This is a genomic window from Nitratidesulfovibrio liaohensis (genome assembly GCF_011682075.1).
Taxonomy (GTDB): domain Bacteria; phylum Desulfobacterota; class Desulfovibrionia; order Desulfovibrionales; family Desulfovibrionaceae; genus Cupidesulfovibrio; species Cupidesulfovibrio liaohensis.
On the sequence record NZ_VSMK01000799.1, the window covers coordinates 1 to 12,089 of the forward strand.

9 protein-coding genes and 1 pseudogene are annotated in these 12,089 nt (G+C 63.6%); 6 read left to right on the forward strand and 4 right to left on the reverse strand.

Annotated features, from left to right (window positions below; translation table 11 throughout):
- Positions 1–150: 150 nt before the first annotated feature.
- The 3 genes from FVW27_RS19460 (at position 151) to FVW27_RS19470 (ending at position 4,973) form a co-directional block, all read left to right on the forward strand.
- The gene (locus tag FVW27_RS19460) at positions 151–1,128 is read left to right on the forward strand and encodes an aspartate carbamoyltransferase catalytic subunit (protein ID WP_167128492.1); all 978 of its coding nucleotides are present in this window, start codon (positions 151–153) and stop codon (positions 1,126–1,128) included.
- Positions 1,125–2,405 carry a dihydroorotase gene (locus FVW27_RS19465; protein ID WP_167128495.1) on the forward strand — a complete coding sequence of 427 codons (1,281 nt, stop codon included), beginning with the start codon at positions 1,125–1,127 and terminating at the stop codon, positions 2,403–2,405. Before FVW27_RS19460 ends, FVW27_RS19465 begins: the two co-directional genes overlap by 4 nt.
- A gap of 1,242 nt (positions 2,406–3,647) precedes the next feature.
- On the forward strand, positions 3,648–4,973 hold the full coding sequence (locus FVW27_RS19470) for an HD domain-containing protein (RefSeq protein ID WP_167128498.1): 1,326 nt from the start codon (positions 3,648–3,650) through the stop codon (positions 4,971–4,973).
- Between the two features lie 565 nt (positions 4,974–5,538).
- On the opposite strand, the gene FVW27_RS19475 is transcribed toward FVW27_RS19470, so the two are convergent.
- Complete coding sequence (locus FVW27_RS19475; RefSeq protein WP_167128501.1) at positions 5,539–6,474, reverse strand: acyl-[acyl-carrier-protein] thioesterase; 936 nt, start codon at positions 6,472–6,474, stop codon at positions 5,539–5,541.
- Between the two features lie 405 nt (positions 6,475–6,879).
- On the opposite strand from FVW27_RS19475, the gene FVW27_RS19480 reads away from it, so the two are divergent.
- Positions 6,880–7,413 (forward strand): MarR family winged helix-turn-helix transcriptional regulator, encoded by a 534-nt coding sequence (locus FVW27_RS19480; protein ID WP_243838589.1) that lies wholly within the window; start codon positions 6,880–6,882, stop codon positions 7,411–7,413.
- The gene (locus FVW27_RS19485) at positions 7,410–8,855 is read left to right on the forward strand and encodes an MFS transporter (RefSeq protein ID WP_208294895.1); all 1,446 of its coding nucleotides are present in this window, start codon (positions 7,410–7,412) and stop codon (positions 8,853–8,855) included. The genes FVW27_RS19480 and FVW27_RS19485 overlap by 4 nt, the downstream gene beginning before the upstream one ends.
- Before the next feature lie 49 nt (positions 8,856–8,904).
- On the opposite strand, the gene FVW27_RS21300 is transcribed toward FVW27_RS19485, so the two are convergent.
- Positions 8,905–9,573: a thymidylate synthase gene (locus tag FVW27_RS21300; protein WP_167128504.1), complete on the reverse strand. Its 669-nt coding sequence runs from the start codon at positions 9,571–9,573 to the stop codon at positions 8,905–8,907.
- A gap of 1 nt (position 9,574) precedes the next feature.
- Complete coding sequence (locus FVW27_RS19495; RefSeq protein WP_167128507.1) at positions 9,575–10,219, reverse strand: hypothetical protein; 645 nt, start codon at positions 10,217–10,219, stop codon at positions 9,575–9,577.
- A 51-nt stretch (positions 10,220–10,270) separates the two neighbouring features.
- Here FVW27_RS19495 and rlmN point away from each other — a divergent pair, with 51 nt between their 5' ends.
- Positions 10,271–11,386 carry a dual-specificity RNA methyltransferase RlmN gene (rlmN, locus tag FVW27_RS19500; RefSeq protein ID WP_167128510.1) on the forward strand — a complete coding sequence of 372 codons (1,116 nt, stop codon included), beginning with the start codon at positions 10,271–10,273 and terminating at the stop codon, positions 11,384–11,386.
- Positions 11,387–11,616: 230 nt separating this feature from the next.
- On the opposite strand, the pseudogene FVW27_RS19505 reads toward rlmN, so the two are convergent.
- Positions 11,617–12,089: pseudogene (locus FVW27_RS19505) on the reverse strand (hypothetical protein); the annotation flags it as partial.

A 12,089-nucleotide genomic window follows, 5' to 3' on the forward strand; every position in this document is an offset into this window, starting at 1 on the left:
CCTGCTGCGCCTGCTGACCGTGGACGGCGCAGCCGCGCTGGGCCGGGGCGACATCGGCGCCATCGTTCCCGGCCGCCGCGCGCGGCTGGCCCTGCTGCCCCAAGATTTTTCCCAAGCACTGGGGACAACCCCGTAACCCCCCACACCCACATGCAGCACGCACAACGCCCCACGTGGCCCCACAAGGACCTGCTGGACGTCACCCAGCTGACGCGGGCAGAGCTGTTCCACCTGCTGGACACGGCGGCCCAGTTCCACGACATCAACCGCCGCCCCGTGAAAAAGGTGCCCACACTGAAGGGCAAGAGCGTGGTGCTGTTCTTCGCGGAGCCGAGCACCCGCACCAAGACATCGTTCGACGTGGCGGGCAAGCGGCTTTCCGCCGACACCTTCTCGCTGGCCAAGAGCGGCTCCAGCCTGTCCAAGGGCGAAAGCCTGAAGGACACCGCCCTCACCCTGCAGGCCATGACGCCGGACATCATCGTCATCCGCCATTCGTCCAGCGGCGCGGCGCAGTTTCTGGCCGAGCGGCTGGACTGCTCGGTGGTCAACGCGGGCGACGGCTGGCACGCCCACCCCACCCAGGCCCTGCTGGACTGCTATTCGCTGCGCCAGGTCTGGGGCGACACCTTCGAGGGGCGCACCCTGCTCATCCTTGGCGACATTGCCCACAGCCGGGTGGCCCGATCCAACGTGCACCTGCTCTCGTCGCTGGGGGTAAAGGTGCGGCTGTGCGCGCCGCGCACCCTGCTGCCCGCCGGGGTCCATAACTGGCCGGTGACCATCTTCAACCGGCTGGACGACGCCGTGCAGGGCGCGGACGCGGTGATGTGCCTGCGCCTGCAACTGGAACGCCAGCAGGCGGGCCTGCTGCCCGACCTGCGTGAATACGCGCAGCGGTTCTGCCTGTCGCCCCGGCATCTGGCCATGGCCGCGCCGGGCGCGCGGGTGCTGCACCCCGGCCCCATGAACCGGGGGCTGGAAATATCGTCCGTGCTGGCCGACTCGCCCGAAAGCCTGATCCTGGACCAGGTGGCCGCGGGCGTGGCCACGCGCATGGCAATCCTTTTCCTGCTCGCCACCCGCACCGGCATAGAGCAGACCGCCGACAACGGAGGCCGCGCATGACCGCCACCACTTCCCCTTCCCTGTTCCTTCGCAATGCCCGCCTGTTGGGGCGCATGGTGGACGTTGCCGTGGCCGACGGGCGCATCGCGTCCGTGACGGACAGCGGCGCGGGCAACGCCCCCGCCGGGGCGGAAAGCATCGACGCCAAGGGCATGGTGCTGTTTCCGGCCTTCATCGACGCGCACACCCACATGCGCGAACCGGGTCAGGAGTACAAGGAAGACATCGCCAGCGGGCTTGCCGCCGCCGCCCACGGCGGGTTCGGGGCCGTGCTGTGCATGGCCAACACCAAGCCGGTCAACGACGATGCCTCCATCACCCGCGACATGATCGACACCGCCCGCCGCCACTGGCCGCACGGCCCGCGCCTGCACCCCATTGGTGCGGCCACCGTGGGGCTGAAGGGCATCGAGCTTGCCCCGCTGGCCGAACTGGCCGAGGCGGGCTGCGTGGCCTTTTCCAACGACGGCGCGCCCGTGCCGGATACCGAAATGTTCCGCCGCTGCGTGGAATACGCCGCCGACCAGGGCAAGGTGGTCATCGACCACTGCGAGGACCCCTACCTGGCCAAGGGCGCCCACATGAACGAGGGCGAGACCAGCGGGCGCATAGGGGTGAAGGGCCAGCCGGACATCGGCGAGGCGCTGCACGTGGCGCGCGACATCCTGCTGGCCGACTACCTGAAGCTGCCCATTCACCTCGCGCACATCTCGTGCCGCCGCTCCGTGGAGTTGATCGCCTGGGCCAAGCAGCGGGGCGTGCCGGTAACGGCGGAAACCTGCCCCCACTACCTGCTGCTGACCGACAGGGAACTGCTGGGGTACGACACCAAGGCCAAGGTCAACCCGCCCCTGCGTACCGACGACGACGTGGCCGCCCTGCGCGAGGCCGTGAAGTCCGGCGTCATCGACATTCTGGCAACCGATCACGCCCCGCACGCGGCGCACGAAAAGGAAACCCCGCTGGACGAGGCCCCCAATGGCATCACAGGACTGGACACCGCCGTGGCCCTGACCTGGGGGTTGGTGCGCGAAGGCATGCTGACGGAAACCGACCTGATGCGCCTGTGGGCGACGGAACCGGGAAGGATATTCGGGCTGCCCGTGAACGGATTTGGCGTCGGTGACCCGGCGGATTTCTTTCTGCTGGACCCGGAAGAGAAGTGGGTGCCTTCGCGTGAGACCATGCACTCGAAGAGTCTGAACACGCCGTTCCTGGGACGGGAGTTGGTGGGCAGGGTGAAGGCGCTGTGGCTTGGCGGGGTGAAGGTGGTGTAGGGGGGAGGTGAGTCTTCGACGAGAAGACTGGAGAGGTCGCGCGCCATTGGACGCGGCCTCTACGAAGACACGCCAGCCCTTTTGACCACGCCCGATTTCGTTATGTCTCCGACAGGCAGGGGGTGTTGTAACGAACACCCCCTGCACCCCCGCGTTCCAGGGGCTCCGCCCCCTGGACCCCCGTGTCATCCTGCACCGCATTCCTCACCGGGCAGCTTCCCTCCGGCGCAAGACGCCTCCGGGTGATCTGCCCGGCGGAATGCGTATGTGCGCGGAGCTCCCGTTGCCCCCATCCCACTTGGGTGCCCCTATCCACGCCCCCGTTGCGACGCATGTGCCGCCGTCAAAGCCCGGCGGCACACGCTTCTACGCGCCGTACGTGTACGTTGAACCAGCCAAAATACACGCGCGAATCATAACCTAGTAACACCACCGAAAGACCGGTGCGCATCGGCGGCACCGGCGGCAGATCGCCCGGAGGCGCTTAGCGCCGAAGGGAAGCTGCCGCCCAAGGGACGCCGCGCGGGATACGTGTTGCAAAGGCACCCTCGCTACGCCGTGACGACGAGAGATTGGCGCACATCGCATTCCCGTCGGCAGATCGCCCGAAGGCGCTTTGGCCGAGGGAAGCTGCCGACGAAAGGAATGCGGTGCAGGACGAACACAGGGGGACCAGGGACTTCAGCCGTTAGGCGAGCGTGAAGATCGACCCGAAGGGCGCGAAGCGTGGCCGTTGGCGAGCTTGCGAGCCATACGGCCATCGTACGCAACGCGCGAGTCTTACGGATGAAGATAGCAGAGCTGGCAGCGCCCCCCGGAGCGCGGGGATGCAAGGGGCCGCCGCTCAGCGGCCCCTTGCCCGCCGGAGGCATAACGAAATCAGGCGTGGTCAACAGTGCTGGCGTGTATTCGTAGAGGCCGTACCCATCAGACAGCATCCCCTCTCCCCTCACCCCTTCCACCCCTACCCCCGACAGCCCCCACCCCACTCCCCCTTGCATCCTGCGCGACTTTTGTGCATTTTGGCACAATCAGGCGAGCGCACTTCCCGTGCGCACGCACCCAGTGCTGCCCACCCGGCGCCACCAGCCATGACCGGCCCACATCCGCAGGCTAGCCGGGCCACGGCTACCGGCCCCGTCGTTCCCCGCCTAGCCGCCTTGACTTTTCGGGCCGCGCCTGTGATGCACGGATGGCACCGCGCCGGAGGGCGCGCTTTTCATCACTTTCAGGAGGACAGGGATGAGCCAACCTTTCAAGGACGCCATAGCCATCTGCAAGGCCATCCTTCGCAACGGCTACGACGCCTACGTGGTCAACGCGCAGTTGCAAAAGGAACTGCTGGACGGCCGCGAAACCGAAATCGACATCGCCTGCGAGCCCGACTACGAAGAGCTCGGCAAGCTTTTCCCCAGCCTCGAGCGCTCCAACGAAGAGGGCGTGGTCGCCACCATGCGCGAAGGCGGAGCCCTGATCCGCTTCTACCACACCGACACCGAAGAATCCTCGCACCCGGAACATACCCTGGCCCGCATCACCCCGCGCATGCTGCGCGTGCTGGAAGAGCAGGGCAAGATGCCCCCGGCCCTGTCCTGCCCGTTCATCGCCCACACCGGCGACGTGTACGAAGGCTTCGAGGACTTCTCGAAGGGCAAGGTGCAGTTGCGCGGCATTCCGGACGAAACCCTGCGCCGCAACTACCTGCTGGTCATCCGGGCCATGCGCTTCGCGGCAAACTTCGACCTGCCCATCGAGCCCAACTCGTGGATGGCCATCATCCGCGCCGCCAGCCGCGTGCTGGACTACGTGCGCATCTCGGACATCATGGACGAGTGGCGCAAGGTGGAAGCCGAATGCATGTGGAAGTTCGTGCAGTTGCTGTTCGATTCACAGGTGCTGCACGGTCTGCTGCCCGAAGTGGCGGCCCTGTCCCGCGTGCGCCAGCAGCGCAACGACGAGGGCGTGGAAGAAACCGTGCTCGACCACACCATCGAATGCGTGCGCCACTACCCCGAAGGCGAATACAACTACGACTGGCTGGGCACCTTCGCCATGCTGTTCCACGACGTGGGCAAGCTGTACACGGCGGAATACTTCGACGGTAAGTGGAACTTCTACCAGCACCACCGCGTGGGCGCGAAGGTGACGCGCAAGCTGCTGCGTCGCCTGCACTTCTCGCCGGAAGACGTGGAACAGGTGTGCCACCTGGTGCGCCACCACATGCGCTTCCACTTCATGCTCACCGACCGGGGCATCCGCCGCTTCAAGTCGCTGGAGGAATACCCCCGGCTCATCGAAATGGCCCGCGCCGATCTGGAAGCCCGCGCCGGCAGCTACACCTACTTCAATCACAACATGAAGTACCTGGAGCGCGCCGAAACGCCGGAACAGATGCTGGAACCCCTGCTGAACGGCAACGAGATCATGGAATTCACCAACCTGCACCCCGGCCCCCAGGTGGGCATGCTGCGCGATGCGCTGCTGAAGGCGCAGGTGGCGGGCGAAGTGACCAGCGTGCCCGAGGCCGTGGACTACGTGCGCGAGTACAAGGCGAAGAATTTCGGCTAGCGCCGGATTGATGCATTCCTTGCGAGACGCGGGGGGAGGGACGAAGGTTCCTTCCCCCCGTTTTTTGTTGGGGGGATGGGAGGGGGAAGGGGGAGGGGGAGGGGAAGAAAAAGGAGAGAAAGAGGGGGGAGGAAGAGGCGTTGCGCCCTGTTGGATGCGGCTTCTACGAAGACAGTCGTGCGCTGTTGTGAACGCCCGATTTCGTTATGCCTCCGGCGGGCAAGGGGCCGCAAAGCGGCGGCCCCTTGCATCCCCGCGCTCCAGGGGGGCTGCGCCTCCCCTGGACCCCCAACGTATCCTGCGCGGCGTCCCTTCGGCGGCAGCTTCCCTCGGCCAAAGCGCCTTCGGGTGATCTGCCGCCGGTGACGCCAATGCGCACGATACTCCCGGAGCCTTGGTGACGGTTTAGGACGTGGGTATAGCGTGGAACGATTTGCGGTGCACCCGCGACGCCGGAGCTTCCGCCGTCGCAAGGCCTCCGGCGGCGATCTCCGGCTGCGGGCGCAATCCGCGCGGAAGGCGGTCGTTGGATGGGGCGGGGACAAGGCAAGGTACAACGGAACGGCTAATCTTCATCTGTTCCAGCTACTTCCGAACAAAAACAAATCCCTTGCCGCCAGCCGGTAAGCGCCCGCGCCACCTCGCGGCCATCGGAGCGGCGGGTAAGGACGTGCACGAAACGCGCGGCGCCCGGAGCTGTCGTATCGGCAGGCGCGGGCAGGCAGTGCGCCTCCACCGTGTCGCCGTACACCGTCTCGGCCCGAAAGTGCATGTCCAGCCACACGGGACGGGATGTCTCCTGCACCTCGGCGGGCACGCCTTCCAGCGCCCAGTCCAGATAGCGCACGTTGTTCACGTGGCGGTTGCGGTCCATGTCCGCCCGGCGCACCGCGAAGGACCGGGAGGAAAGCGTCACGGCGTCCTCCGCCGGCGCGGGGGGTCGCCGGTCGCCCAGCAGGCTGCCGTCCAGCGCCAGAGGCGGGTTCTCCGGCAGCAGGGCCGCCACCGTGGGCGGAATGCGTTCCGGCCTGCGAGTGGCCAAATTGATGACCACCCAGAACGAGGCCCCGCGAGCAACCACCGCCCCGTCCTGCCCCAGCATCAGGTAGTCGCGCCGGAATTGCAGCCGCTCCACCCCGCACGGCCAGGTGCGCACCGTCACCGTCTCGCCCTCCGCCGGGGCGCGCTCCACCTGCACCGCCAGCCGGGCCAGCACCCACGCCTGCCCCTGCTCGTGCAGTGCCGCCAGCGAAAGCCCCAACCTGTCCGCATGCGCTCCCGCTGCCTCTTGCAGATAATCGCAGATGATCTGCGCGGAAACAGTGCCGTCCGGCCCCACCTCGTAGCCACGCACCCGAAAGATTTCGTGGTGCACACGCAGATCGGCCGGCACATCTGAAGAGCCGAAGCCCGGAGCCACGCCGTGGGTGCCCGGCGCAGCGGCTGGAACTGCGGATGCGTTGCTGGCGAGGTCTGCAGAAAAATCGTGGCGGGCAGTCATGGGCGGTTCCTTGTCCGGTTGGCCGGTGGTCTGGCGATTCGGCGGTTCGGCGGATGACGCGGGATGAGGGGGCAGGGGCAGCAGTGCGGTCCGTGCGGAAAAAGCCATTGCGTCGCAGCGTACCGCCACGGCATAGCGCCGCCTCGCCCCGGCGTCCACTGTCGTCCGTGCGGGTGGCGCTGCCGCAACACCGCGAAGCATGCCCCGACCCGGCACGTCCGGCGCGGTGCACGCCCGCGCTGCGGCATGAACAGGCCAGCCCGGAAAATCTGCATCCTCGGCCATGCGCCCAGCCCCGGCCCGCGCCAAATGGCAGGCGACCCCAGCTCCGCCTTGACACTCGCCCGCCCCGCGCCTATCTGTTGCTTCTTCAACAGTTGCAATGGCAACAATAGGACATTTCGCATGGAACAGAGACTCACGTCCTTTGCCTACCGCGTGGGCCAGTTGCGCCGTCTGGTGCTGCTGCTGGCCCTGGAGCGCATCGCCCCGTTGGGACCGGTGGGCAAGGGCCAAATCCCCTTTCTGGCCGAGCTCTTTCAGGCTGGCGACGGCGTATCGCAGGAAGAACTGGCCGAGAAACTGCACTTCGACAAGGGGTCCGCTGCCCGCTCGCTGGCCAAGCTGGAGGCCGCCGGACTGGTGACCCGCACCGTGAACCCGCACAACCGGCGCCAGTTGGTCATCACCCTGACCCCGCAAGCCGAAGCGCTGCGCGCCCCCTTTCTGGCCGCCCTGCGCGAGTTGACCGAAACCATGGTGCGCGGATTCTCCGGCGAGGAGCGCGAGCAGGCTCTGGGCTTTCTGGACCGCATGATCGGCAACGTGCTGGCCGAACTGGGCCGCCCCGCCAGGCCGGGCAGACACGACAAATCCTGCCAGACGGGCCAGACTTGCCCCATCTGCCAGGCTGGCCAGACGAGAGGAGGCGCGCAATGAGCCCCGCCTCCTTCCCCTTCCGCACGCCGGGGCACGGGGCATCCGCATCCGGCCCGGCGCCAGCGCCCGTTTCGCGCGGGGCGGTGCTGTTCGTGGTCAGCACGTCCATGATCCTCATGCCGCTGATGATGTCCGCCGTGGGCGTCTCGCTGCCCGCCATCGGGCGCGACCTTGCCGCCACGGCCATGCAGGTGGGGCTGGTGGAAACCACCTACGTCATGGCCCTTTCGGTATTCCTGCTGATCATGGGCCGCCTTGGCGACATCTTCGGGCGGCGCAGGCTGTTTCTGGCGGGCCTTGTGCTGTTCACCGCCATCACCGCCGTCCTCTCGCTGTCGCAGTCCATCCGCATGGTCATCGGCCTGCGCTTTCTGCAGGGCATGGGCGCGGCCATGATCGTGGCCAACAGCTTCGCCATCATGCTTGAGGTGTTCCCGCGCGAGGAACGCGGCCGGGCCATCGGCATCGTTTCGGCGGCGGCCTATGCGGGCATCTCGTGCGGGCCACTGATCGGGGGCTTTCTGACCACCCACTTCGGGTGGCGCTGGGTGTTCCTGATGGTGCTGCCCTTCGGCATTTCCGCGCTGCTGCTGGTGCTCACCAGACTGCGCGGCGAATGGCGCTCCGCCAGGGGCGAACCCTTCGACCTGCGCGGCAGCCTGGTCTACGCCGGATCCATCGTACTGCTTACCCTGGGGTCGTCCCATCTCGACGCCGGGGCATGGGCCTGGGCCTCGCTGACCGCCGGACTGGCCTGCGGCGGGCTGTTCCTGTGGCTGGAATCGCGCACCCCCTTTCCGCTGCTGGAAGTTACCCTGCTGTCGCGCAACCGGCTGTTCACCCTCAGTTGCCTGTCCGCGCTCATCAACTACGCCTCCACCTTCGGGGTGCTGTTCTTTCTGGGGCTGTACCTGCAATACGTACGCGGGCTTACCCCCAGCGATGCGGGCCTGCTGATGATCATCCAGCCGGTGATCCAGATGGTGCTTTCGCCCATCGGCGGGCGGCTGGCCGACCGCTATCCGGCGGAGCGGGTAGCCACCGTGGGCATGGTGCTGTGCGCCGTGGGCCTTGGTGTGGCCGCGTTCATCGGGCAGGACACCTCCACCGCGCTCACCGTGGTGGTGCTGGTGCTGCTGGGCGTGGGCTACGGCCTGTTCGCCTCGCCCAATGCCAGCGCCATCGTGGGCAGCGTGGAACCGCGCCACCTGGGCGTGGCATCCGGCATGACCAGCACCATGCGCACCCTGGGCATGATGGCATCCATGATCGTGGTGACCATCGTGTTTTCCGTGTTCATGGGTGGACAGCCTGTGTCGGCGGCCACCCTGCCGGGCTTTCTGTCGTCCATGCGCACGGCACTGTGGACCTTCTGCGCGCTGTGCGCGGTGGGGGTGCTGCTGTCCGTGAGGCGGGTAAAAAGCAAGGAGCGCGGGCATTGACACTTTAAGTTGTTACAATGCAACTTAACAATTTTTGAAGCATTATTCACTATTCTGCACACAATATAGATGCAAACGTCTTGGCTCTTTCTACACAGTTTGCCTTTATATACGCCCTTCCACAAAAAATATTCAGCACACCAGGCTTAATGCTTTTCAGAGAATAACGCCGTTTACATATTTTTGCGATTAATATTCTTTGCAAAATCCTTAGCCATAACATATCGAATATCATACTTGAATACACATCAAGACTTCTCATCAATATATGAAAATGCAGCAAACTATCTCTCACCTTTACATCGATCGCAGTAACACACGGAACGTACCCTGGTCGTACCATTTTTATTAAATCTACAGGGGAATACACCAGTATTGACTGGCAACTATATCCTGGCTTTTCTGATATGCGTGCAGCAACAGCATCCAGTTGATCTACAATGCAACCAAAGCTATTGTAACTTCGAATTCGCAAACCATAACTCGGCTTCTGTGGCCTATCTCGAAAGACAGAATATGCCTTAACTGATTTCAACCATCCTCGCACTATCTCATCATTTTGAGCATAACGCCTAACCTTCTTCAACCTACGCACATCATTTATATTATAATAACTAACACAATTAAAACCTAAGACCTCTAAATACCTCCCTTCTCTCTTTCCACTTTCAGAAATATTACGGACAGCATCAAAATATGCACTCACATCACAAGCCATACTATTCACCCCAGAAAATTATTGATGCTAACACCGACAAGGACAACGGAACAATCATACAGAGCGCAAAACACTTTCGATAATCTTCATAATTCTTCTTAGAATATTTCTGTATCATAAACAAAACATATATCTGTTCAACATCATCAACCATTCTGCTTAGTTCATCATTCATTACACGCATAATCCTCTCACAATATATCCTATACCCATCGACAACCAAACCAACCTGCGACTCCTTAGAAATACCGTCAGAAAACTTTCCAAGATCAGGATGAACATTATATACAAAATACCAACTTTTTATATTCGCCACATCACGATGTGCGTACCATCTTTTTTTCATAACAAAAAAAGCCATTGTCATAACCAAAAGCAGAATTGCAAACGAAGGAAAAGTTCTAAATAAAAGAATCTTCCCGATGGTCATGCCCTCTGTAGCCTGAAAAACCATCGGAACGATTGCAGATAATGCTGTAACTAAACCAATTCCAAAATTTGTTATTGACTGAAATTGATTTTCATACCAATCAATTCTCCCAACTGCGTATTCAATCATATAACGCAATCGCTCTTCATTCTTCGAATAGACCTGAGCAGCATCAATCTTTCCAAAAACTTCCCTTGCCACATCTTCAAGTCGCATCGCATCTCTCCTTCTGCACATATATAGCCCAACAACTCTAAGAAAACCAACATGCCAAGACAAGTCAATATACTGAACCTGACCTACGACGAACTGGAAGCGTGGATGACCGACGCACTCGGCGAGCCGCGCTTTCGCGCCCGTCAGGTGTGGCAGTGGCTGTGGCAGAAGAATGCCCGGTCCTTCGACGCCATGACCAACGTTTCCAAGGCCACCCGCGCCCGGCTGGCCGAGGAATCGCGCATTACCTGGCCTGAAGTCCGCACCGTTAAGACCAGCAGCGACGGCACGGTGAAGTTCCTGCTGGCCCTGGCCGACGGCGCGCTGGTGGAAACTGTGCTGATTCCCAGCGAATCGCGCGAGGGCAAGGTGCGCATGACCCAGTGCCTGTCCTGCCAGGTGGGCTGCGCCATGGGCTGCACCTTTTGCAGCACCGGCAGCATGGGCTTTGAGCGCAACATGACCATGGCCGAGATTCTCGGGCAGGTGCTGGTGGCGCGCGAGCACCTGGGCGACGACCGGCCCGACCACCCCATCGTGCGCAACCTGGTGTTCATGGGCATGGGCGAGCCGCTGCTGAACCTGAACGAGGTCATGCGCAGCCTGCGCACCCTCAACGACGAATTCGGGCTGTGCTTCTCGCCCCGGCGCATCACCGTATCCACCTGCGGCATCGAAAAGGGCCTACGCGAATTGGGCGAAAGCGGGCTGGCCTTCCTGGCCGTTTCTCTGCACGCGCCCAACCAGGAACTGCGGGCGCGCATCATGCCGCGCGCGGCCCGCTGGACCCTGGACGACCTGATGGCCGCGCTTGAATCGTATCCGCTCAAGACGCGCGAGCGCATCACTTTCGAATACCTGCTGCTGGGCGGAGTGAACGATTCCATCGACCACGCCCGCGAACTGGTGCGCCTGGTGTCGCGCACCAAGGCCAAGCTGAACCTCATCGTGTACAACCCGGCGGAGGGGCTGCCCTACGAAGCTCCCAGCCAGGCGCGCATCCTGGCCTTCGAGCAGTACCTGTGGTCCAAGAACGTCACGGCCATCATCCGCAAGAGCAAGGGGCAGGACATCAAGGCCGCCTGCGGCCAGTTGAAGGCCTCTGAACTGGCGGGGCTGGCGGAAACGCCAGAAGCCAAAGACGCGGCAGGCGATACGGGGGAATAGCCCCGCCCCTTCGCATCAGCCACCACACCGGCGTCCGCCCGGTGCATCCCTCCCGTATTCCACGACGCGAAAAGCCCGGCCGAAAGGCCGGGCTTTTCGTTGCCGGTTGGCGGGACCGACGCGCGCGGAGAAATGTCGAACGGGGTACGGCCGAAAGGGACACGGACGGGCCCCCGGGTCGCATTCAGGGAACAGCCGAAATGTCCGGCGATTGCGGCATGCGGGCAGGTTCAGTTCGCCACCGCGAGCGCCTCGTCCCCCTGCCCTTTCTCGTTCACCGCCGCCACGTCCAGCAGCCGGGCCAGCAGACCGCGCTGCCGCTCGCCCTGCCGCACGAAAGCCCCGCCAACGAAAAGATCGTCGCCTTCGCGCCGGGCCGACTCCACGCGCAAGGCGAACAAGGTCCAGCCCCTGCCGTCGGCCATGGGCAGGGCCAGTTCGCACAGCGCACCCTCCGTGCCTTCCAGCCACGGGCACAAGGTCTCGCACTGGCCAGAAAGCTGGGCGCCATAGGGCGACAGCCGGTGCACCCGCACCGGGGCGGGCATGACCTGGCTGCCCAGCGGGCGCAGATGGGCCGGGTGCGCCACCGCAACGCCCGCTTCGGGGGGCGGCGCCTCGCACACGCAGGGGGCCATCATTTCCGCGTCGGGCGGCAGCCCCCGGCAGAACCGCGATTCGTCAGCGCTGTTCCACACCTCCA

Bases quoted from the DNA above. Each gene is read 5' to 3' on its own strand.
- FVW27_RS19460 (WP_167128492.1), top strand. From the start codon at position 151: ATGCAGCACGCACAACGCCCCACGTGGCCCCACAAGGACCTGCTGGAC.
- FVW27_RS19495 (WP_167128507.1), bottom strand. From the start codon at position 10,219: ATGCGACTTGAAGATGTGGCAAGGGAAGTTTTTGGAAAGATTGATGCT.
- FVW27_RS19465 (WP_167128495.1), top strand. From the start codon at position 1,125: ATGACCGCCACCACTTCCCCTTCCCTGTTCCTTCGCAATGCCCGCCTG.
- FVW27_RS19480 (WP_243838589.1), top strand. From the start codon at position 6,880: ATGGAACAGAGACTCACGTCCTTTGCCTACCGCGTGGGCCAGTTGCGC.
- FVW27_RS19470 (WP_167128498.1), top strand. From the start codon at position 3,648: ATGAGCCAACCTTTCAAGGACGCCATAGCCATCTGCAAGGCCATCCTT.
- rlmN (WP_167128510.1), top strand. From the start codon at position 10,271: ATGCCAAGACAAGTCAATATACTGAACCTGACCTACGACGAACTGGAA.
- FVW27_RS21300 (WP_167128504.1), bottom strand. From the start codon at position 9,573: ATGGCTTGTGATGTGAGTGCATATTTTGATGCTGTCCGTAATATTTCT.
- FVW27_RS19475 (WP_167128501.1), bottom strand. From the start codon at position 6,474: ATGACTGCCCGCCACGATTTTTCTGCAGACCTCGCCAGCAACGCATCC.
- FVW27_RS19485 (WP_208294895.1), top strand. From the start codon at position 7,410: ATGAGCCCCGCCTCCTTCCCCTTCCGCACGCCGGGGCACGGGGCATCC.